The sequence below is a fragment of the Natronospira sp. genome (assembly GCF_007134575.1).
GTDB lineage: Bacteria > Pseudomonadota > Gammaproteobacteria > Natronospirales > Natronospiraceae > Natronospira > Natronospira elongata.
Window position 1 is genome coordinate 1 of the sequence record NZ_SLKM01000278.1, and the last position, 20642, is coordinate 20642.

The 20642-nt window shown below is 63.0% G+C and carries 19 protein-coding genes; 5 read left to right on the top strand and 14 right to left on the bottom strand.

Going from position 1 to position 20642, the window contains the following annotated elements:
• The 5 genes from parE to ACJWXQ_RS11190 all read right to left on the bottom strand — a co-directional run.
• Window positions 1–1875 (bottom strand): DNA topoisomerase IV subunit B (gene parE, locus ACJWXQ_RS11170; RefSeq protein WP_406672826.1); only part of this gene is annotated, 1875 nt, incomplete at its 3' end.
• A 250-nt stretch (window positions 1876–2125) separates the two neighbouring features.
• Window positions 2126–3538 (bottom strand): TolC family outer membrane protein, encoded by a 1413-nt coding sequence (locus tag ACJWXQ_RS11175; RefSeq protein WP_406672827.1) that lies wholly within the window; start codon window positions 3536–3538, stop codon window positions 2126–2128.
• A 14-nt stretch (window positions 3539–3552) separates the two neighbouring features.
• Window positions 3553–6627: an efflux RND transporter permease subunit gene (locus ACJWXQ_RS11180; RefSeq protein WP_406672828.1), complete on the bottom strand. Its 3075-nt coding sequence runs from the start codon at window positions 6625–6627 to the stop codon at window positions 3553–3555.
• A gap of 1 nt (window position 6628) precedes the next feature.
• Window positions 6629–7720, bottom strand: a complete 1092-nt coding sequence (locus ACJWXQ_RS11185) for an efflux RND transporter periplasmic adaptor subunit (RefSeq protein ID WP_346049792.1) — start codon at window positions 7718–7720, stop codon at window positions 6629–6631.
• Window positions 7720–8397, bottom strand: coding sequence for a helix-turn-helix domain-containing protein (locus ACJWXQ_RS11190; RefSeq protein ID WP_346049790.1), 678 nt, complete (start codon window positions 8395–8397; stop codon window positions 7720–7722). Before ACJWXQ_RS11190 ends, ACJWXQ_RS11185 begins: the two co-directional genes overlap by 1 nt.
• Before the next feature lie 149 nt (window positions 8398–8546).
• On the opposite strand from ACJWXQ_RS11190, the gene ACJWXQ_RS11195 reads away from it, so the two are divergent.
• The 5 genes from ACJWXQ_RS11195 to arfB all read left to right on the top strand — a co-directional run bounded on the left by ACJWXQ_RS11195 (window position 8547) and on the right by arfB (window position 13075).
• The gene (locus ACJWXQ_RS11195) at window positions 8547–8798 is read left to right on the top strand and encodes an exodeoxyribonuclease VII small subunit (protein WP_346049788.1); all 252 of its coding nucleotides are present in this window, start codon (window positions 8547–8549) and stop codon (window positions 8796–8798) included.
• Window positions 8779–9672: a farnesyl diphosphate synthase gene (locus tag ACJWXQ_RS11200; RefSeq protein ID WP_346049786.1), complete on the top strand. Its 894-nt coding sequence runs from the start codon at window positions 8779–8781 to the stop codon at window positions 9670–9672. Before ACJWXQ_RS11195 ends, ACJWXQ_RS11200 begins: the two co-directional genes overlap by 20 nt.
• Window positions 9673–9739: 67 nt before the next feature.
• A complete protein-coding gene (gene dxs / locus ACJWXQ_RS11205) occupies window positions 9740–11641 on the top strand; it encodes a 1-deoxy-D-xylulose-5-phosphate synthase (protein WP_346049784.1) in 1902 nt (633 codons plus the stop codon).
• A 45-nt stretch (window positions 11642–11686) separates the two neighbouring features.
• On the top strand, window positions 11687–12511 hold the full coding sequence (folE2, locus tag ACJWXQ_RS11210; RefSeq protein ID WP_346049782.1) for a GTP cyclohydrolase FolE2: 825 nt from the start codon (window positions 11687–11689) through the stop codon (window positions 12509–12511).
• Window positions 12512–12658: 147 nt separating this feature from the next.
• Window positions 12659–13075 (top strand): alternative ribosome rescue aminoacyl-tRNA hydrolase ArfB, encoded by a 417-nt coding sequence (gene arfB, locus ACJWXQ_RS11215; RefSeq protein ID WP_346049780.1) that lies wholly within the window; start codon window positions 12659–12661, stop codon window positions 13073–13075.
• 373 nt (window positions 13076–13448) lie between these two features.
• On the opposite strand, the gene ACJWXQ_RS11220 is transcribed toward arfB, so the two are convergent.
• The 9 genes from ACJWXQ_RS11220 to ribD all read right to left on the bottom strand — a co-directional run.
• Window positions 13449–14744, bottom strand: a complete 1296-nt coding sequence (locus ACJWXQ_RS11220) for a serine/threonine-protein kinase (protein ID WP_346049778.1) — start codon at window positions 14742–14744, stop codon at window positions 13449–13451.
• A gap of 9 nt (window positions 14745–14753) precedes the next feature.
• Entirely contained in the window at window positions 14754–15269 is a 516-nt protein-coding gene (locus ACJWXQ_RS11225) for a phosphatidylglycerophosphatase A (RefSeq protein WP_346049776.1), read from the bottom strand.
• Window positions 15262–16233, bottom strand: a complete 972-nt coding sequence (thiL, locus tag ACJWXQ_RS11230; RefSeq protein WP_346049774.1) for a thiamine-phosphate kinase — start codon at window positions 16231–16233, stop codon at window positions 15262–15264. Before thiL ends, ACJWXQ_RS11225 begins: the two co-directional genes overlap by 8 nt.
• Complete coding sequence (locus ACJWXQ_RS11235) at window positions 16230–16814, bottom strand: DUF2889 domain-containing protein (RefSeq protein ID WP_346049772.1); 585 nt, start codon at window positions 16812–16814, stop codon at window positions 16230–16232. The genes thiL and ACJWXQ_RS11235 overlap by 4 nt, the downstream gene beginning before the upstream one ends.
• A 15-nt stretch (window positions 16815–16829) precedes the next feature.
• Window positions 16830–17309 carry a transcription antitermination factor NusB gene (gene nusB / locus ACJWXQ_RS11240; protein ID WP_346049770.1) on the bottom strand — a complete coding sequence of 160 codons (480 nt, stop codon included), beginning with the start codon at window positions 17307–17309 and terminating at the stop codon, window positions 16830–16832.
• Window positions 17306–17785, bottom strand: coding sequence for a 6,7-dimethyl-8-ribityllumazine synthase (gene ribE / locus ACJWXQ_RS11245; RefSeq protein ID WP_346049768.1), 480 nt, complete (start codon window positions 17783–17785; stop codon window positions 17306–17308). Before ribE ends, nusB begins: the two co-directional genes overlap by 4 nt.
• 80 nt (window positions 17786–17865) lie before the next feature.
• A complete protein-coding gene (gene ribBA, locus ACJWXQ_RS11250; RefSeq protein WP_346049766.1) occupies window positions 17866–18981 on the bottom strand; it encodes a bifunctional 3,4-dihydroxy-2-butanone-4-phosphate synthase/GTP cyclohydrolase II in 1116 nt (371 codons plus the stop codon).
• A gap of 28 nt (window positions 18982–19009) precedes the next feature.
• Window positions 19010–19657 carry a riboflavin synthase gene (locus ACJWXQ_RS11255; RefSeq protein ID WP_346049764.1) on the bottom strand — a complete coding sequence of 216 codons (648 nt, stop codon included), beginning with the start codon at window positions 19655–19657 and terminating at the stop codon, window positions 19010–19012.
• Window positions 19657–20642: bifunctional diaminohydroxyphosphoribosylaminopyrimidine deaminase/5-amino-6-(5-phosphoribosylamino)uracil reductase RibD (gene ribD, locus ACJWXQ_RS11260; RefSeq protein WP_406672829.1), on the bottom strand; the 986-nt coding region annotated here is incomplete at its 5' end. The genes ribD and ACJWXQ_RS11255, both read right to left, overlap by 1 nt.

A 20642-nucleotide genomic window follows, 5' to 3' on the forward strand; every position in this document is an offset into this window, starting at 1 on the left:
AGCCAGATTCCCCTTGGATTCTAGCCAGTTGCGCCGATCCGGAGAGCGCTTGCGCGAGAGCAGCATGTCCATGATGCGATAGGTGTCGTCGCCATCGCTGATGGTGAGCTGCACCAGGCGCCGGGTTTCCGGCGCGATGGTCGTCTCGCGAAGCTGCACGGGCGACATTTCACCCAGGCCCTTGAAGCGGGTCACCGCCACCTTGCCCTTGAGCTTTTCCGCCTCGATGCGATCCAGCACCCCCTGCTTCTCCGCCTCGTCCAGGGCGTAGAAGACCTGCTTGCCCACATCGATCCGGTACAGCGGCGGCATGGCCACGAAGACATGGCCCTGGGCCACCAGCGGGCGGAAATGGCGCAGGAACAGGGCACATAGCAGAGTGGCGATATGCAGGCCGTCGGAGTCGGCATCGGCCAGGATGCAGAGTTTCTGGTAACGCAGGCCCTTGAGATCATCCGAGCCCGGGTCGACCCCGAGGGCGATGGAGATGTCATGGACCTCCTGGGACCCCAGGACCTGGGCCGGATCCACTTCCCAGGTATTCATGATCTTGCCGCGCAGCGGCATGACCGCCTGGAACTCCCGGTCCCGGGCCTGCTTGGCAGAGCCGCCGGCCGAGTCGCCTTCCACCAGGAACAGTTCGGTCCGTTCCGGATCCTGGGCCGTGCAGTCTGCCAGCTTGCCGGGCAGGGCCGGGCCCTGAACCACACGCTTGCGAACCACCTTGCGGCTAGCCTTCAGCCGTTTCTGGGCATTGCTGATGGCCAACTGAACAATCTTGTCACCGGCATCGGAATGCTGGTTCAACCACAGGGAGAAGGCATCCTTGACCACGCCGGAGACAAAGGGGGCACATTCCCGGGAGCTGAGGCGTTCCTTGGTCTGGCCGGAGAACTGTGGATCGTGCAGTTTCACCGACAAGACATAGACACAGTTCTCCCAGACGTCTTCCGGGGTGATACGCAGCCCCCGCGGCAAAAGGTTGCGAAACTCGGCGAATTCGCGAATGGCCTCGGTCAGACCCTGGCGAAGACCATTGACGTGGGTTCCACCCTGGATCGTGGGGATGAGATTGACGTAGCTCTCGTTAACCGGCTCGCCGCCATCGGGCAGCCAGGCCACGGCCCACTCGGCGGCTTCATTGCGGGCCTCGATCTTGCCATCGAAGGTGTCAGCCGGCAGCACTTCCTGGCCCTGCTGGCGCTCCACCAGGTAATCGGCCACCCCGCCCTGGTAGCACCATTCCTCGGTGTCCTCGCCGGGGTGGTCGAAGCGGACCACCAGGCCGGGGCAAAGGACGGCCTTGGCCCTGAGGGCATGACGCAGGCGGGGAATGGAAAACTTGGCGGAATCGAAGAAGCTTGTGTCCGGCCAAAAGCGCAGGGTGGTACCGCGATTGCGCTGGCCCACCTTGCCGGCCTTTTTCAGCTTTTCCACCCGCTTGCCGTTTTCAAAGGCAATGGTCCACAGGTGGCCGTCGCGCTTGATCTCCACTTCCAGGCGCTTGGACAGGGCATTGACCACCGAGACCCCCACGCCGTGCAGGCCACCACTGAACTGATAGTTCTTGTCGGAGAACTTGCCGCCGGCGTGCAGGCGGGTCAGGATCAATTCCACCCCGGGCACCTTCTCCTTGGGGTGAATATCCACCGGCATGCCACGCCCATCGTCACGGACTTCCAGGGAGCCATCCTTGTTCAGGATCACATGGATCAGCTTGGCATGGCCGGCGATGGCCTCGTCCACGCTGTTATCAATGACTTCCTGGGCCAGGTGGTTGGGGCGCGTGGTGTCGGTATACATGCCCGGCCGCTTGCGGACGGGCTCGAGGCCGGTGAGAACCTCGATACTGGCGGCGTCGTAGGTCTGGTTCATGGGACCTCAGTGTTCCAACGTGGCGATTGGCCGGATTCTAAACGAGGGCCCGGCTCGACAACAGGGCTTGACGGGAAGGCTTTTCCCGGCTCTCGCCGTTCACTTTCAATTGGGATCCGCGACCGAACGCTTTTGAAGGGGCCCAGCAAATGAGTCATGACGTAGCCAAGGGGTGGATCCGGCGTATCGAGTTCCATCAATAAAACACAGGCCCTGCCCACCGAAAGGGCAGGACCTGCATCAACGAGACTCAGTCGCCGTGGACATCTTCACCCGGCGATCCGGTGAACAGGCCTGACAGTCGCTCCAGCTCGTTGACATCCAGTTGGCCAACAGCGCGCTGCAGGCGAAGGGTATCCAGCAGGTAGGCATAGCGAACCTGGCTGAGCTCTGCGCGGGCATTGGCCAGCTCCCGGCGGGCATTGAGCAGGTCCACAGTGCTGCGACTGCCCACTTCCACGCCGACTTCCGTGGCCTCCACCGCGGTTTCCCCTGACCTCACGGCCTGCCGCAGGGCACTGACCCGGGCGACCCCGGAACGAATCCCCAGGAAGGAATCCCGCGTCTCGCGCCGAACTTCCCGGGTCGCCAGTTTGACGCCGGACCAGGCCTCCCGCTCGGCAGCCCGCGCCTCACGGATCCGGGACGTGTTTTCTCCGCCCGTGAACAGGGGCACGTTCAGCTGCAACTGAATGTTGTCATCAACGGTATCCCGATTGACGAAGGGGTTATCGTCACTGCTGGTATCCACCCAGCGCCGGCTGGCTACCAGATCCAGGGTGGGATAACGCCCTCCCCTGGCCTGCCGGACGCGTTGCTGGGAGGCCTCGGCCACGAACTCCGTGGCCTTGAGTTCCGGGTTGGTCTCCAGGGCTCGCGACACCCAGAAATCGATGTCCTCGGGATCCGGCAGGCGCGGCTCCACTTCCCGCACCGGCGGTTTCACGTCCCGGAGGTAGCGCCCGGTGAGCTCCAGGAGGGCTTCCCGGGCCACCTCCACCTCCCGCTCGGCGGCGATTTCATCGGACAGCGCCCGGTCATGAGCCGCCCGGGCCTCTTCCACATCCGTGCGCGAGGCAGTGCCAACCTCACGAGCAAACTCGGCCCGCTCCTTTTCCATCTCGAAGGCTTCCCGGGTGGTACGCCGAGTGTCCAGGGTGTCCTTGGCCGCCAGCAGATCGAAATAGGCACCGGCGGTGCGAATCAGCAGGTCCTGCAGGGCGCCTTCATACTCTGACTCGGCCTGTGCCACCCGGGCATCGGCCTCGCTTAGACCTACCCAGCGATCCCAGCGAAACAGGGTTTGACGCACTTCGATGCCATAGCTGGTGGAATCCACGGTGGTCTCAATATCCTGCAGGCCAAGATTCCCCTGGGCATCAAACCCGATCTGCTCACCATCCTGCCGTGATTGCTCCACCGCGGCAGTCAGTGACACCGACGGCAACAAGGCTGCGCGAGCCTGGGGCCTGGCCTCCCTGGCCTGGTCCAGACGTGCCCGAGCCTGGGCAATGCGTGGATCGTTGTCCACGGCCAGCTGATAGACCGCCATCAAGCCAGGTGTCTCATCATTGCCATTATCGGCGGCCAACCCTGGGCCCGTCGGCAGGGCTACCAGCAATGACAGCGTCACCGTGATCAAGCCTTTCCCTAGAACGCTCATTTCTCAATCCCCCATCAAGAGGTGGACAGATCCGGCTGGGCACGCTTGCGAGCAAGCCGGTTCTCCACAAGTGAGTAGGCGCTGGGAATCACGACCAGCGTCAGCAGGGTGGAAGCCATCATGCCGAAGATGATGGAGACACCCATGGCGGTATTTCCCTGAGCACCCGGCCCTGTATCCAGAGCTGCCGGCACCATGGCCAGAATCAGAGTCAGCGAAGTCATCAATACGGGCCGAAGACGAATGGGGCAGGCTTCCTGCAAGGCCTCATCCACACTCATGTTCCGTTTATCCCTGAACTGGTTGGTCAGATCGATGAGAAGAATCGAGTTCTTGGTCACCACGCCGATCAGCAGCACCATCCCGATCATGGAATAGATATTGAGGCTTTGTCCGGTGATGAACAGCCCAATAAAGGCCCCAGTGATTGCCAACGGCATGGCCAGCATGACGATGACCGGCTGAATGAATGAGTTGAACTGGCTGCCCAGCACCATGTAAACCAGAATAATGGCCACCGCAAAGACAAACAGGATGGCCGTGATGGTGCGCTGGAATTCTCGAGCCTGGCCGATAATGGAGACGTTGTATCCCAATGGCAGGGCCTCTGCCGCCAAGGCATCCACTTTCTCCACTGCCTCGCCCAATGGAACTTCAGGATCCACATAGAAGGCGGCACCATACTCGAGATTGAAACGGGTAATGACAGCCGGACCCACGTCCTCCTCGAGGCTGGCGAGTTCATCCAGTCTCACCAGACCGCCATCGCCGGTTCTCAGCTGAATGCGCTCGATGTCCTCGATGACCCGGAACTGATCTTCCCGGCCTTTCAGACGAACGTCATAGCGTTCACCACCACCAAAGTCGTCGTCATAACGGGCCACATCGATGCCACCGACCAGAACATTCACCGCCCGGGCAACGTCAAAGGTGCTGATCCCCAGCTGCCTGGCCTTGTCACGATCCACATCAAGACGCAGTTCTGGCTGGTCCAGGCGAAGATCCAGATCCACCCGACCCATCCCCGGTTCATCGTTCAGTCGATTCTCGAAATCCCGAGCCAGTCTGGCGACCTCGTCCATATCCGGACCCTGAAGGAAAAACTGCAGGGGTTCGCCACGCTGGCCACCAATCAGGCTTGGGGGCGCTGCAAAGGCACGAACACCGGCCAGGTCCTGAAACTCTGCCGAAACTCGAGCCATGACCTCCTGCTGGCTGGCCTCCCGATCGGCGTAGTCCTTCAGGCGTACGAAGAGAATCCCCTGGTTGACCTGCCCCTGGCCCTGACCCAGACCAATGGCAGCAAAGAAGCGATCAACCTCGGGCTGTTCAGCGATGATGGCTTCGATCTCACGCAGCTTCTGATCACTGTAGTTGATGCTGGACCCCAGGGGGACGCGGTAACTGACCACGAACTGCCCCTCGTCTTCTTCGGGCGCGAATTCGCCCCCCAGGCTGCCGGCCAGATAGAAGGCCGGGATCACCAGCCCCAAAGCCAGCAGCAGCACCATGCCCCGATGCCTCAACGCCCGTTCCAAAAGCCCCCGATAAAAGCGATCCATGGCCCGGAAACCGTTCTCCAGCACCCAATAGGTCTTGCCGTGGGCCTTGGGCACATGAAGGAAACGGGAACACAACATGGGTATGAGCGTCAGCGCCACGAAGGTGGAAGCAATGATCCCGAAGACCACCACCACGGCAAATGACTCGAAGAACCGACCGATGATCCCCTCCATGAAGATCACCGGACCAAAGATGGATATCAGAGACAGGGACGAGGCAATGATGGCAAAGAAGACCTGATTCGAGCCTTCCACTGCTGCCACCACGGCATCTTCATTGCCCTCTTCCCGGTGTCGGTACACGTTTTCCAGCACCACAATGGCATCATCCACCACCACCCCGATCAGGAGCAGGATGGCCAGCATGGTCATGGAATTGAGCGTATAGCCGAAGAAGTAGATCACCGCCACCACGGCCAGCAGAGAGACCGGTATGGAGGCGGCAATGATCAGGGTGGAGCGCATGCTCTTGAGAAAGACCCACATCACCAGGGCTGCCAGAAGCACGGCGATAATCAAGGTCCTTTCAAGATTGTCGATCAGGCTATTGATAAAGATGGATTGGTCGGAGGAAACCGTTAGCGTCATCCCAGGGGGTAGCTGGGGACGGATTTCCTCATCCACTCGCTTGCGAATCTCATTGACGATTTCCACGGTATTGGTGCCGGCAATCTTGACCACACCAATGCCAATCGTGGGTTCCTGATTGAATCGCGCCAGACGGCGGTAGTCTTCCAGGCCATCCACCACTTCGGCCACATCACCGAGCCGGACCAGATGGCCGTCACGCTCGGCGAGAATCATCTGCTCCAACTCTCGTGGATCGTCGTATTCCAGATCCAGCTTGATCAGATGTTCCCGCTGATCTCCCACCAGGAAACCACCCGGCAACTGAAAGTGTTCCGCCTGAAAGATGTCGATGACATCGTTGACGGTCAAGCGCTCGGCAGCCAGGGCAATCATATCCAGCTCCACCCGGATATTACGCTCCCGGCCACCGCCGATAATCACATCACCCACGCCCGACACGGTTTCCAGGCGGCGGCGGATATTGTTGTCCGCATAATCGGATAACTGCTGCAGCGTCCGATCACCCTGGAGTGACAGCCACATGATGGGGCTTGCATCCGCCTCCACCTTGCTGATGATGGGGTCTTCTGCGTCCGCCGGAAGCTGATTGACCACTTCGCGAACCTTGGCCTGGACCTCATTGAAGGCCACGTCAATATCCACGTCCAGGTCAAAGGTGATGGTGACGGCCGAGGTACTGGGCGATGAAGTGGATTGAAGGTCATCAATGCCCGGCACGGTATTCACCGCCCGCTCAATCTCCCGGGTCACGCTGGCATCCATGATATCCGGGTCGGCGCCCGGTATGACGGTAACCACCGAGATAATGGGGAAATCAATATCCGGCAGGCGGTCGGTACCAATGTCGTTGTAGCCAATGAGCCCGAACAGGACCAGAACGGCGCTCATCATGAACGCCATTACATGACGTCTGACGGAAAACTCCGGCAAGGTCATATCAGCCCTCCTCCCGGACGCGGACACGGGCGCCATCGGAGAGGAAATTGGCTCCTTCGGTGATTACCTGTTCCTCACCGTCCAGGCCTTCCCGGATCTCGACCCATTCGGATGTACGCACACCCACTTTGACCGACCGCTCCCGGGCCTCACCATCTTCGACGATGTAAACCACTTGCCCGCCCGGGCGCTGGACCAGACTCAGGACCGGAACCCGCATGGCATCGGCTCGCTCTTCCAGGACCACCCTGGCTTCAACCGTCATGCCGGGCCTCCAATTGCCGGGATTGTCGAACTCGACGATGACCCGCAAAGACCGGGACGATGGGTCCACCGCCGGCCGCAGGCGGGTCACGCGGCCTTCTGCCTCGCCATGACGACCACCCCGGGGGGAGAGGTGGACGACCATGTCTCGCTCAATGCGATCCGACAACCGCTCGGGGAAGGACACCACCGCGCGAAATCGGTCCATGGGTTGAATACTGAAGGCGGGATTGCCCGCCTGGATGAATCCCCCTTCGGACACCATGCGCTCGTCCACGATCCCGTCCACGGGAGCGTGAATGTCGGTCAACCGCAGATCCCGCTCTGCCTGGCGGAGCTGATTGCGCGCACTCTCCAACTGCTGGCGAGCGCCATCCAGCTCGGCTTGCACCCCATCCTTGTCCTGCTCGGTGGCGTACTCTCGTTCGGATAGGCGCTGCAGTCTTGCCAGGTCCAGTTCGAGCTGGCGAATTCGCGCTTCAAGACGACCCACCTCAGCCGCCGCCACCGCCCGGCCGAGCTCAAAGGGCTCACGGTCGATTCGGGCCAGAACCTCGCCTTCGGCGACCTCGTCCCCGACATCATGCTCGATGCGCACGATCCTGCCGGAAACCTCGGCGGCCACCACGGGGCGAGTAAATGTCTCCACCGTTCCCACCGACCGTTCCTGCTCCTGAACAGTGGCCCGTTCCACCGTCTCGGCACGAACCGGTGTCCCAGGACTGGATTCCTCGTCGTTGCCGTTCTCTTCCTGCTCACCACAGGCGATCAGCAGCAGCGGCAGAATCAACAGGCTCAATAGTCCGAGTCTCGGCTGGATCTTGTTCATCAATCGTCCTCACGCTTGGATGGGTGCGATTCGTCCCTGGACTTGTCGTTTCGGGGGGCATTACATAAACAACCGGTGACCAACAGGCCGGCCATTCGGCGACTGAAGAGATCCGGATCGCTGCCCGCCTCCAGGCCGGGCAGACCGGAAACCACACAGCAGCCCTCGTGGAACTTGACCCCGGCATCCATCAGAATCCAGGCCAGAAGGGCCGTATCGGTATCGGGATGCAACTCGCCGCGCTGGGCCCGCTCATCGAGCAGCCCCTTGAGCCGGCAATAGGGCCGACTGAAGACCTCGCCCACCAGGGCCAGACCATCCGGGCTGCCCTGGAGGAGCTCTCTGCGCACCAGCCGCAACAATTGGTCCCCTTCCGCCAGAAGGTCAATCTGCTGGCGGATGAAGCCAGCCATGCAATCACTCAGATCACCGTCTCGCCAGGCCTGCTCTTCCACCAGCCACAGGGCCCGCTCGGCAACCTGCCACAGAACCCCCTGGTACAGCGCTTCCTTGCTGGGGAAGTGATGGAAGATGGTCGCCTTGCCGACACCGGCCTCACGCGCAATTCGGGCAATGGACACCCCGTCCACGCCATGCTCGGCGAAGAGATCGGTGGCCACCTCGATGATGCGGTGGGCCCCCTCAGACAGGGACTGCGCTGACTGGCTGGCGTTCATGTATGATTGATCCCGATTGCATAGACCGACCGTTCGGTCGGGTGCGGGCCAGTATAGCGGCTGGCGCAATAATGTCCAGTCAAAGCGCAAGCCCTGTACAATAGTGGGCTTTCGTTGAACGTCCAAGGCTCCCGGGCAGGAAGCAAATCATGGCCGAGAAGAAAGAAAAACTCGATTTTGAACAGTCCCTTGCAGAGCTGGAAGGTATCGTTGAACGGCTTGAGGGGGGTGAGCTGAGCCTGGAGGAATCCCTCAAGGCCTTCGAGAGCGGCGTCGGTCTGACGCGCCAGTGCCAGAAGGCCCTGGAGGAAGCCGAGCAGAAGGTGAGCAAGCTGGTGGGCAACGGTAGCAAGGCAGGATTGGCACCGTTCGGGAATGAGGATGATGGCGACAAGGGCTGACAGCGCGCAGGCAAGCGCCACGCTGCGGGAGCGAATCGAGTCGGTGCTGTCAGCCTCTCTGCCCCGAGAGGGTGATCCCCGCTTGCTGGAGGCCATGCGCTACGCCGTAACCGGCGGCGGCAAGCGCTTGCGTCCCTTGCTGGTCTACCATGCCGGCCATATGGCCAATGCCCCCATGGAGCGGCTGGATGCCGTCGCCGCCGCCGTGGAAATGGTCCACGCCTATTCCCTCATCCATGACGATTTGCCGGCCATGGATGATGACGACCTCCGCCGCGGCCAGCCCACCTGCCATGTGGCCTTCGACGAGGCCACGGCCATCCTGGCCGGGGATGCCCTGCAGGCTCGGGCCTTCGAGATCCTCGCCGGAATCGAGCACCCGGAAGCCTCCCGGGTGGTGGAGATGATTGGCCGACTGGCTCGAGCCGCGGGCCCGGCAGGCATGGCCGGCGGCCAGGCCATGGACCTGGCCCTGACCGGACACAGTGGCGACCTCGCTCACCTGGAGCACCTGCACCGACTGAAGACCGGGGCACTGATCGAGGCATCGCTGATGCTGGGGGCCCTGGCCGCGGACCAACGCAAGGGGGCGCTGGAACAGCAATTGGACACGCTGGGCCAGACCATCGGCCTGGCCTTCCAGATCCAGGATGACGTCCTGGATGTGATCAGCGATACCGATACCCTGGGCAAGGCCCAGGGCGCGGATGCGGCCCGGGACAAACCGACCTTTGCCTCCCTGCAGGGCGTGGAAGCTGCCGAGACCCGCTTCCGTTGCCTTTACCAGGAGGCCATGGAGCAGCTCGCCGACGCCGGCCCCCGAGCAGTCGGCCTACAGGAACTGATTCGACAGATGCGCGACCGGCGCCATTAGGCACCGTTTGATAGACGCCCCCCGCTCAGCGGATAATTGACCTCCTGACCCGACAACGCAGGCGACGATGACCGACAGCGACCACCAATACCCCCTGCTCGACCGGATCCAGACACCGGCCGATCTCCGTGCCCTGCCCCGCAGCGAACTGCCTCGGGTCGCCGAGGAACTGCGTCAGTACATGGTCCAGACCTTGAGCGGCAATGGTGGCCATTTTGCTGCCGGCCTCGGGGTAGTGGAGCTCACCCTCGCCCTGCACTATGCCTATCAGACGCCCGAGGACCGGATCGTCTGGGACGTAGGCCACCAGGCCTACCCCCACAAGATTCTCACCGGGCGGCGGGAACAACTGGCCACCATTCGCAAAGTCGGCGGCCTGGCCCCCTTCCCCAAGCGCGAGGAGAGTGAGTACGACACCTTCGGTGTGGGCCATTCCAGCACCTCGGTGAGCGCGGCCCTGGGCATGTCCCTGGCCAACCGCGCCCAGGGCGGCAGCCGCAAGGTTGCTGCAGTCATCGGCGACGGCGCCATGACCGCCGGCATGGCCTTCGAAGCCCTCAATCACGCCGGCTCCACCAAGGCGGACATGTTGATCATTCTCAATGACAACGACATGTCCATTTCAGAAAACGTGGGCGCGCTGTCCAATTACTTCTCCCGCGTCCTCTCCAGCCGCCTCTATGGCGGTTTCCGGGAAGGCAGCAAGAAGGCGCTCGAAGCCTTGCCCCCCCTGCGGGAACTGGTTCGTAAATCCGAGGAGCACTTCAAGGGTCTGGTGGCGCCGGCCAGCCTGTTCGAAGAGCTGGGCCTGAATTACATCGGCCCGGTGGATGGCCACGATGTGGAGACCCTGGTGGAAACGCTGGAGAATCTCCAGCAGCGGCCCGGCCCCCAGTTCCTGCATGTGGTCACCCGCAAGGGCAAGGGCTATGGCCCGGCCGAGCTGGACCCGATCACCTGGCATGGTCCCGGCAAGTTTGATCCGGAGACCGGGGAAATGGCACCCAAGGGTGGCGGCGGGCCCAGCTATTCCCAGGTCTTTGGGCAATGGGCCTGCGACATGGCGACCGAGGATGAGCGTTTTGCGGCCATCACACCGGCCATGCGGGAGGGCTCCGGTCTGGTGGAATACCACAAGCGCTTCCGGGACCGTTACTACGATGTGGGCATCGCCGAACAGCACTCGGTGACCCTGGCCGCCGGCCTGGCCTGCGAGGGCATGAAGCCGGTGGTGGCGATCTACTCCACCTTCCTGCAGCGGGCCTATGACCAGGCCATTCATGATGTGGCAGTCCAGAACCTGCCGGTGCTGTTCGCCATTGACCGGGCGGGCCCCGTGGGCGGCGACGGCGCCACCCACGCCGGCAGTTTCGATATCAGCTTCCTGCGCTGTCTGCCCAACATGAGCGTGCTGGTGCCGGCGGATGAAAATGAATGCCGGCAACTGCTCTACACGGCCTGGCAGCACAATGGCCCCACGGCGGTGCGCTATCCCCGCGGCAAGGGGCCCGGTGTGGCCGTCAGTGAGACCATGGAGGCCCTGCCCTGGGGGCGGGCGGAACAGCGCCGCACCGGCAAGGGCCCGGCACTGCTCAATTTCGGCGCCCTGCTGGACCGCAGCCATGAGGCCGTGGAATCCCTGGACATGGGCGTCTGGAACATGCGCTTCGTGAAACCCCTGGACCTGGAAGCGGTCCAAAAAGCCGCACAAGACCATGGCGCCCTGGTGACGCTGGAAGACAACAGCAGCCAGGGTGGCGCGGGTACGGCAGTACTGGAAGCCCTGGCGGCAGCCGGTATTCGTTGCCCGGTGCTTACCATCGGCTTGCCGGACGCCTATCTGGGACATGGCTCCCGGGACGATGTGCTGGCCGAGGCCGGCCTGACTGCCGAGGGCATCCGGGAAAAGATCGAGAAATGGTGGGCGGGACTGGACCGCAAGGGCAACAAACAGCGCCTGGTTTCCTGAAGCCGAAACCTGAGCAAAGAATCATGAACGCGTAAGGATGGAACAATGAGCAAGCCGACCGCACAGCAGGCCAAGGTGACCGTGATCGACGATGTACAGGGCAGCGCCGATACCCGGCGAATCCCCATCAACAAGGTGGGTATCAAGGATATCCGCCACCCCGTGCGCGTGCGCGACCGCTCGGGGGGCGAGCAGCACACCATTGCCAACTTCAACATGTATGTGGACCTGCCCCATGACTTCAAGGGCACCCACATGTCCCGCTTCGTGCAGATCCTGGAAAACCAGGAACGGGAAATCACGGTCCGGTCCTTCAAGGACATGCTCTCCGGCATGACCGAACTGCTGGAGGCCGACTCCGGTCACATTGAAATGAGCTTCCCTTACTTCGTCAACAAGAAGGCGCCGGTCTCCGGCGTGGAAAGCCTGATGGATTACGAGGTGAGCTTCATCGGGGAACGGATCAAGGGAGAGAACCGCATGACCACCCGTGTAGTGGTGCCGGTCACCAGCCTCTGCCCTTGCTCCAAGAAGATCTCCGATTACGGCGCCCACAACCAACGCTCCCACGTCACCGTGACTGCCCGCACCCGGGACTTTGTCTGGATTGAGGAGCTGATTGACCTGGTGGAAGCGGAGGCTTCCTGTGAGTTGTTCGGCCTGCTCAAGCGGCCCGATGAAAAATGGGTGACCGAGCGGGCCTATGACAACCCCAAATTCGTCGAGGACATCGTTCGCGATATCGCCGTCGCCCTCAACAAGGATGATCGCATTGCGGCCTACACCGTGGCCTCGGAAAACTTCGAGTCCATTCACAATCACTCCGCCTACGCCCTGATCGAGAAGGACAAGGAGGCGGAGGAAGGCTGAGGTAAGCTCTAAGGAACCTCTGATTATCGGGCCGGCAGCCTTCCCGAAGACTGCCGGCTTTTTTGTGGCTGTGAAGTGCCTGCCACGCACTTGGCTCGCGGCTGAATCCACTCCTGCATTGGCTGCGATGGAAACCTGGGGTCACGCATGCTGAAAATATCCAACAGCGTTGTCATTCCGGAGGACGAGATCGAGCTGACGGCGGTTCGCTCACGTGGCGCGGGCGGGCAAAACGTGAACAAGGTGGCGACAGCAATTCAGCTACGGTTCGACATCGCCGCGTCCTCCCTGCCGGCTGTCTACAAGGAACGCCTGCTGGCCCTGAGCGATCATCGCATCACCAAGAGTGGCCTGGTGGTGATCAAGGCGGACGAGACCCGCAGCCAGGAAGACAACAAGGCTGCCGCCCTCGCCCGCCTGCAGCAACTCGTTCGCAGCGTCGCCGCCACCCGCAAGAAACGCCGCCCCACCAAACCCAGCAAACGGGCCAAGGCCCGCCGGGTGGACGAAAAAAAACAACGGGGCAAGAACAAACGACTCCGCAAACCACCTTCCATGGATTAAGGCGGCCTCACGCAAAGACGCCAAGACGCAAAGAAATTCAAAAGAATAATTTATCGCGCGGAGACGCGGAGGCGCAGAGAATGATTATTGTGGTCGTCGACAAGGAAGGCAGGTGCTGGAAACGCTCCAACCTCTCGGCAGTGCTATCGGCTAGCGAGGATCGAGGCTAAAGCCTCTCCCACAGTCAGGTAATGAAAGCTGACCCTGGCAGACAATGGCCATTGCCCTGGAATGGTCGGGGCAGAAATGCCCCTCCCACAACACAGACTCCTCTCTGCGCCTCCGCGTCTCTGCGCGAGAAAAATAAAATTCCTTCTTTGCGTCTTGGCGTCTTTGCGCGAGGCAATCTTTTGAATGTCTTCACCTAAGGCGCTCAGCTACTCAGGCGGGCCAGGAGCATGCGGAGGAATTGGCGCATGAAGCGGAGCTGACAGTCGGTGGAGCAGCGGTCGATGGCGGTGGCGGTAAGGCGGAGGACTTCGGTGTCCTCGTCGGCGACGATATTGTGCTCCCGTCGAGCACCCTCCAGATAACCGGCCTCGCCAAAGCACTGCCCCTGCTGGAAGCGACCAATCACCTGGCCATCGCGGTAAACACTGGCAACGCCGTTGACCACGATGAAGAAGCTTTGATCCAGCTCCCCGGCCTGGACGATCACATCGCCCGCCTTGTACTCCTCCCAACTGCCGGCGTTGAGCAGCTCCCAGATATCCGGATAGGCGAAATCCCGAAAGAAATCACGATGGCGCAACTGCCGGAAACGCTCCTGCTCGACCATCTGCTGGCGCAGGCGGGCGGCCTGCTTGAAGGCTTGGGACAGGTCGGCGGCAAACTCCAGACCCGAGCGATAACGGCGGGCGGGCTGCTTTTCCAGGGCCCGATTGACGATGCGCTCCAGGGCCGGCGGCACTTCTTCACGGAGACGATGCACGGGCAGCGGCGAGGCGTAGGTCACCTGCTGGCGGAGCTTTTCCAGGGAATCCCCGTAGAAGGGGCGCTTGCCGGTCAGCAGTTCATAGAGGACCACGCCCAGGGCGTAGAGGTCCGTTTCCCGGGTGGCAATGTGCTTGCCCAACTGCTCGGGGGCCATGTAGCTGGGCGAGCCGATCAGGCCACGCACCTTGCTGAGACTGCCCTGTTCGGTACGGGCCACACCAAAATCCGCCAGTCGGATGTCGCCATTGCGCGTGACCAGGATGTTGCCGGGCTTCACATCCCGGTGGATCACCCCCTGACGATGGGCGTATTCCAGGGCGCGGGCACACTTGAAGGCCACTTCCACCGCCTTGCCGATGGGCAAGAGGCGGTCGGGATGAGTGTGCTCGGTCAAGGGCCGGGCCCCGTCCACATACTCCATGACGATGTAGCGGGCATCGTCCAGTTCACCGGCATCGAGAATGGGGAGAATATTGGGATGATCCAGCATCCCCGCCATCTGGGCTTCGTTGAAGAACAGCCGGCGGCGGACATCGGCCTCTTCGGGGGTGAGTTCGCTGTCGGAGGCGTAGAGCTTTACCGCTACATCCTGCCCCCGATAGGAGTCGTGGCAGAGATAGACGGTACTGGTGGTACCACGCCCCAGCTCACGGGCAACGACATACTTGCCAATACGTCTCGGTGCCGGTTTTTCCAGCGCAACAATGCGATTCTTGCCCGACCCTGAACTCATTTCGTCCCCTCAGAGCATGGCGTGAGTGAAGTCCCCCACGTGCCAACTATAGCCTATCCAGAGCACCAGTCCGGCCATGACTGCCGCGATGATGTCATCCAGCATGATACCCAGCCCGCCATGGACATGGCGGTCCAGCCAGCGGATGGGCCAAGGCTTGACGATATCGAAAAAGCGGAACAACAGATAGCCCGCCACCAGGGTGAGGGGGTTGATGGGTACCAGCAGCATGGTCACCAGCCAGCCGCCGATCTCGTCCCAGACGATACCGGGATGGTCATGGCTGTCCAGGCGCCGGGCGCTTTCACCGCAGATCCATATCCCCACCAGACACACGGCTACGGCAAGGGCCAATTGCGCCATGAAGTGCCATTGGGCCGAGAGCAGCAGAAAAGGCAGTGCCGCCAGGGTCCCTACCGTTCCCGGCGCCTTGGGAGACAGGCCCAGGCCGAAACCGAAGGCAAGAAAATGCACCGGGTCAGTAAAAACCTGCCGTGCCGGGGGCATGGGCGCGTGCTTACGCATCCGTCTCTCCAAAATGGGAAAAGCCCGTTGGCGGGCTGACCCGCTCACCCTCGGCATTGCGGATCTGGAGCCCGCGCTGCTCGACGATGCGACCGATCCGCTGCAGGGTCAGCCCCGCCGCCTGAGCCGAGGACTCCAGGGCCTCGACCTGATCCGGTCCGGCGGTGCAGAGGATTTCGTAATCATCGCCGCCGGCCAGGGCCAGCTCCGGCGCTTCCTCGGCCGCATGGGCGCGCAGGGCCGGGGAGAGCGGCAACTGGTCCAGGGCCAGCTCGGCCCCAACGCCGCTCTCCCGCAAAAGATGGCCGAGATCGGCACAGAGACCATCGGACAGATCAATGGCCGACGTCGCATATCGGGCCAGGGGTTCACTCAGGCCCAGACGGGGCTCCGGGTAGAGATAGCGGGCCAGCAGGCTGCGCTCATGCTCATTGATGACATGATCGTCGCCCAGGGCGATATCCAGGCCGGCGCGGGCATCGCCCAGGGTGCCGGAGACCAGCAGCCAGTCACCGAGACGGGCGCCCCGCCGCGTCACCACCGCCTGCCCCGCCCGCCCCAGCAGGCTGACCGAGGCCGCCAGCGGACCGCGAGTCATGTCACCGCCGCCCAGCACGACCCCGGCTCGCTCGGCCAGCTCAAAGAATCCCGCGCAGAAACCCTCCAGCCACTTCTCATCCGGCGTTTCATCCAGGCTCAGGGACAGCAGGGCCCAGCGCGCCGTGGCGCCCATGGCCACCAGATCACTGAGATTGACGGCCAGCACACGATGGCCGACGGCATGAGCGGGGGCATCCGTGGGAAAGTGAACCCCGGCATTGATGGTGTCGATCGCCCAGACCAGTTCCCCGGCCTCGACCCGAAGTACGGCTCCGTCATCACCAATCCCCACCGGGAGATCGTCGGCGGCCTGGACCCGCTCGCGGAATAGCCTTCTGATCAGCTCGAATTCCCGCTGACTCATGACTCGCCTTCGGATCTGGTCGGCTTTCGATACCAGCGGGGGTAGTGCTCGCGAACCACGGGTCCGTCGGAGCGCAGGGCGTGGCAGGAATCGATATGGCGGGGCTTGCCGCGACTTTCCACGGTGGGGTCCTTGCGCTTCAAGGGCGCAATGGTCTGAAAGGCGACAATGGCCAGATTATCCAGCAGGGTCACCAGATGGGTGCAGCCCTGCACGCCCCCGACCCGCTCGCGCATGGCCCTGGACCAGCCGGGCTTGACCACCAGCCCCTCGACACGGCGGAAGGCGGCTACAATCTCCGGACAGACCGCGAAGGGATGGTCGCTCATCATGGCCTCGACCCGGTGGATGCGAAAGTCATCATCCAGGGTCATGCGCAGACCCATGCGGTGAATGAACTCCCCCGGTTCCAGGCGGCCCCGGTACTGATTCTCGAAGGGATAGGCCTTTTCGTCGGTCAGCCGTCCCTCGATGTCCCAGAGACCGTCCTCACGCTGAAAGCCTTCACAGATGATCCGCCGCTCGTGAATCTTGCGGCGGGCAGCGGGTTGGCTGAGCTCCTGTGCACTGGCCTGAGTCATGGCAGTCCCGCCCCGTCAGCGGCCGGCGCCGCGTTCCAGTTTGCGCAGTTCGGCGGAGGCCTTGTCGAGCACGGCATTGATGAAGCGGTGACTGTCCTCGGCGCCGAAACGCCGGGCCAGGGACACCGCCTCGTCCAACACCACCCGCCAGGGCACCTCCAGGTGTTCCTGCAGTTCGTGGGCGGCCACCATCAGGATGGCCCGCTCCACCGGGTCCAGCTGCACCTCCGGGCGATCCAGATAATCGGCATAAACGCCCTTGAGCCGGTCCGGGTCACCAATGCAGGCCCGCACCAGCCCGTCGAAATACTCGCCGTCGGCCTTGTCCATGCCCTCGTCCTCATGGAACTGGGCGAGCAGATCAGCGGTGTCGGTGGCCGCCAACTGCCACTGATAGACCGCCTGCACGGCCAGATGGCGGGCCTTGCTCCGGCGCTTGATCAGCTCCCGCTCACGGAGCTGGGCCTGTTTGTCCTGGGGGCTTTGTTCGCTCATTTGCCCTCGATCCGGCGCAGCAGGTTAACCATCTCGATCACGGCCGTGGCCGCTTCCACACCCTTGTTGCCGGCCTTGGTGCCGGCCCGCTCCACCGCCTGTTCGATGGTGTCAACGGTCAGCACGCCAAAGCCCACCGGCAGACCGCTGTCGTCGGCGACCCGCCCCAGGCCACGGCTGCATTCGCCACAGACATAATCGAAATGGGGCGTGGCGCCACGGATCACGCAGCCCAGGGCGACGATGCCATGGTAGTCGCCCGTGGCCGCCACCCGGCGAGCCACCAGGGGCAGCTCCCAGGCACCCGGCGCGCGAATGATGTCGATATCCGCATCAGCCGCGCCGTGACGCTTTAGGGCATCCACGGCCCCCTCCACCAGGCGCTCCACGATGAAACCGTTGAAGCGGGTGGCAAGCACCGCGAAGCGGGCCTTTTCGACCACCATCTCGCCTTCGATTGTCTTTCTCTCGGTCATTTTTCTGATTCCTGCTGTAAAAGGGTCTTCACCACAGACTACACAGGGTAGCCCGGAGATACCTCACAAGGACACCGCGATCAGCTATCGCTGGTACCCACGTATTCCACCACTTCCAGGCCGAAGCCGGAAATGCCCTGCATGCGCTTGGGTGCCGACAGCACCTTCATCTTGCGCACCCCAAGGTCAGCCAGGATCTGGGCCCCGATGCCGTAGGTCCTGAGCACCGTGGCACCGTCCTCGCCCGGGGCCTCGTCGGGCTCGGGCAGGTCGGGGCCGTGCTGGAGGCGCTCGATCAGATCCCGGGGGTTATCCTCGGGCCGCAGAATCACCAATACCCCGCCATCCTCGGCAATGCGGCGCATGGCATTGCGCAGCGGCCAGCCCATGGACTTCCATTCAATGCCCACCACATCGCCGAGCGTGTCCTGCAGATGCACGCGCACCGGGGTGGGGGTCTCCGGCTTGATCTCCCCCCGGGTCAGGGCGATGTGCACGGTCTTGTGCAGATGATCCTCGTAGGCGTGCAGATCGAACTCCCCGAACTCGGTGGGCACCTTGCGGGAATAGATCCGCTCCACGGTGTGCTCCGTGTCCATGCGGTGCCGGATCAGGTCGGCAATGGTGCCCATCTTGAGCCCGTGCTCCCTGGCGAACTTCTCCAGATCCGGCCGCCGGGCCATGGTCCCGTCCTCGTTGAGGATCTCGACAATGGTGCAGGAGGGAATCTGGCCCGCCATGCGCCCGAGATCACAGCCGGCCTCGGTATGGCCGGCCCGGGTCAGCACGCCGCCCGGCTGGGCCATGATGGGAAAGATGTGCCCCGGCTGAACCAGGTCCTCGGGGCGGGTCTCGGGGTCCACCGCCACCTGCACGGTACGGGCCCGGTCATGGGCGGAAATGCCGGTGGTGACCCCCTCGGCGGCCTCGATGGAAACCGTGAAGTTGGTGCCGAAGGAGGCATCGTTCTCGCTCACCATCAGGGGCAGGCGCAAGCGCTGGCAACGCTCCCGGGTCAGGGTGACGCAGATCAGGCCCCGGCCATAACGGGCCATGAAGTTGATGTCCTCGGGGGTGACCTTTTCCGAGAGCATCATCAGATCGCCCTCGTTTTCCCGGTCCTCGTCATCCACCATGATGACCATCTTGCCGGCCTGCAGGTCGTCGATGATTTCGCTGATGCGGTTGAATGCCATGATTATCCAGCTAGTCCAGAGGTAAGAATCAGTTGCCCTTGTCCGCCAGCAGATCCGTGCGCAGGCTGCCATCGGGCTGACGGGCATCCAGGCCCATGAGGCGTTCCAGATAGCGGGCCACCAGATCAATCTCGATATTGACCCGGGTGCCCACCTGGCAGCGGTCCAGATTTGTCTTTTCCAACGTATGGGGAATGATGTTGACCCCGAAGCGTCGACCGCTGACTTCATTGACGGTCAGGCTGATGCCGTCAATGGCAATGGAGCCCTTGCGGGCCACGTACTTCTCAAGCCTGCCGGGCAATTCAAAGCCAAAGCGCCAGGAGGCCCCCTCGCGCCGGCGTTCCACGCAGCGCGCCAGCCCGTCCACATGCCCGGTGACAAAATGCCCGCCCATGCGAGTACTCGGGGTCAGCGAGCGTTCCAGATTGACCGGGTCGCCCTCGCGCAGATCACCCAGGCTGGTCAGGGACAGGGTCTCGCCGGAGACGTCGGCGGCAAAGCCGGCCTTGTGCGGCGCCAGCGCCGTCAGGCAGCAGCCGTTGACGGCCACACTGTCGCCCTCGGCAATGTCTTCCATGCCAAGACCGCTGGTATCAATGTCCAGGCGCGCATCCTGCCCCTGGCGACGCAGGGCCCGAACCCGCCCCTGGCCTTCAATCAAACCGGTGAACATCAATCGTCTCCGTTTCTCGGCCGCAGCAACAGCCGCAGATCCTCTCCCACCTGTCGCAGATCCCGGATCTCCAGCCGCACTCGATCCTGCATGGCCTCCAGGCCCGGCAGCTCAAACAGCCCGCGCCCATCGGCGCCCATGAGATGGGGCGCCAGATAGAGGCAGATTTCATCCACCAGGCCCGCCTCGAGCAGGCCACCGGCAAGACCGGCACCCGCCTCCACCATGACTTCATTGGCCTCGTCCTGTTTCGCCAGACTGGCCAAAACAGCCGACAGGGCCGGGCGGCGGCCGGGAAAATCCCGCACCGTGGCCCCCGCCGCGGTCAGCGCCTGGCGCCGCTCCGGGGCGGCCTGCCCGGCGGCCATGATCAGCACCGGGCCGGCAGTGGAAAACAGGGCGGCATCCGGCGGCGTGCGCAATTCACTGTCCAGTACCACCCGCAGCGGCTGGCGCTCCAGCCCCGGCAGGCGCGGATTGAGGCGCGGGTCATCCGCCAGGACCGTGCCAATCCCGCTCATGACCGCCGAGGAGCGGGCCCGGCGACGGTGGACATCGTCCCTGGCCGCCTCGCCACTAATCCAGCGGCTCTCGCCGCTGGCCATGGCGGTGCGCCCGTCCAGGCTGGCGGCCAGCTTGACCGTGACCCAGGGCCGCCCATGCCGCATGCGGTGGAAAAAGCCCCGGTTGAGCGCTTCGGCCTCGGTCGCCAGTACGCCGGTCAACGTGTCGATGCCGCGCTCGGCCAGATAGGCCATGCCCCGGCCGGCCACCTGGGGATTGGGATCCGCTACCGCCGCCACCACCCGAGCCACGCCGGCCTCGGCCAGCGCCACACAGCAGGGCCCGGTCCGCCCCTGATGAGCACAGGGCTCCAGGCTGACATAGGCGGTCGCCCCGCGGGCCGCCCCACGGGCGGCCTGGATGGCATGAATCTCGGCATGGGCCTCGCCGGTAATCCACTTGCTCTCCCCGCTGGCCATGG

What these genes read in the sequence shown, in the direction of transcription:
- ACJWXQ_RS11175 (WP_406672827.1), bottom strand. Translation starts at nt 3,538, where the DNA reads ATGAGCGTTCTAGGGAAAGGCTTGATCACGGTGACGCTGTCATTGCTG.
- ACJWXQ_RS11180 (WP_406672828.1), bottom strand. Translation starts at nt 6,627, where the DNA reads ATGACCTTGCCGGAGTTTTCCGTCAGACGTCATGTAATGGCGTTCATG.
- ACJWXQ_RS11185 (WP_346049792.1), bottom strand. Translation starts at nt 7,720, where the DNA reads ATGAACAAGATCCAGCCGAGACTCGGACTATTGAGCCTGTTGATTCTG.
- ACJWXQ_RS11190 (WP_346049790.1), bottom strand. Translation starts at nt 8,397, where the DNA reads ATGAACGCCAGCCAGTCAGCGCAGTCCCTGTCTGAGGGGGCCCACCGC.
- ACJWXQ_RS11195 (WP_346049788.1), top strand. Translation starts at nt 8,547, where the DNA reads ATGGCCGAGAAGAAAGAAAAACTCGATTTTGAACAGTCCCTTGCAGAG.
- ACJWXQ_RS11200 (WP_346049786.1), top strand. Translation starts at nt 8,779, where the DNA reads ATGATGGCGACAAGGGCTGACAGCGCGCAGGCAAGCGCCACGCTGCGG.
- dxs (WP_346049784.1), top strand. Translation starts at nt 9,740, where the DNA reads ATGACCGACAGCGACCACCAATACCCCCTGCTCGACCGGATCCAGACA.
- folE2 (WP_346049782.1), top strand. Translation starts at nt 11,687, where the DNA reads ATGAGCAAGCCGACCGCACAGCAGGCCAAGGTGACCGTGATCGACGAT.
- arfB (WP_346049780.1), top strand. Translation starts at nt 12,659, where the DNA reads ATGCTGAAAATATCCAACAGCGTTGTCATTCCGGAGGACGAGATCGAG.
- ACJWXQ_RS11220 (WP_346049778.1), bottom strand. Translation starts at nt 14,744, where the DNA reads ATGAGTTCAGGGTCGGGCAAGAATCGCATTGTTGCGCTGGAAAAACCG.
- ACJWXQ_RS11225 (WP_346049776.1), bottom strand. Translation starts at nt 15,269, where the DNA reads ATGCGTAAGCACGCGCCCATGCCCCCGGCACGGCAGGTTTTTACTGAC.
- thiL (WP_346049774.1), bottom strand. Translation starts at nt 16,233, where the DNA reads ATGAGTCAGCGGGAATTCGAGCTGATCAGAAGGCTATTCCGCGAGCGG.
- ACJWXQ_RS11235 (WP_346049772.1), bottom strand. Translation starts at nt 16,814, where the DNA reads ATGACTCAGGCCAGTGCACAGGAGCTCAGCCAACCCGCTGCCCGCCGC.
- nusB (WP_346049770.1), bottom strand. Translation starts at nt 17,309, where the DNA reads ATGAGCGAACAAAGCCCCCAGGACAAACAGGCCCAGCTCCGTGAGCGG.
- ribE (WP_346049768.1), bottom strand. Translation starts at nt 17,785, where the DNA reads ATGACCGAGAGAAAGACAATCGAAGGCGAGATGGTGGTCGAAAAGGCC.
- ribBA (WP_346049766.1), bottom strand. Translation starts at nt 18,981, where the DNA reads ATGGCATTCAACCGCATCAGCGAAATCATCGACGACCTGCAGGCCGGC.
- ACJWXQ_RS11255 (WP_346049764.1), bottom strand. Translation starts at nt 19,657, where the DNA reads ATGTTCACCGGTTTGATTGAAGGCCAGGGGCGGGTTCGGGCCCTGCGT.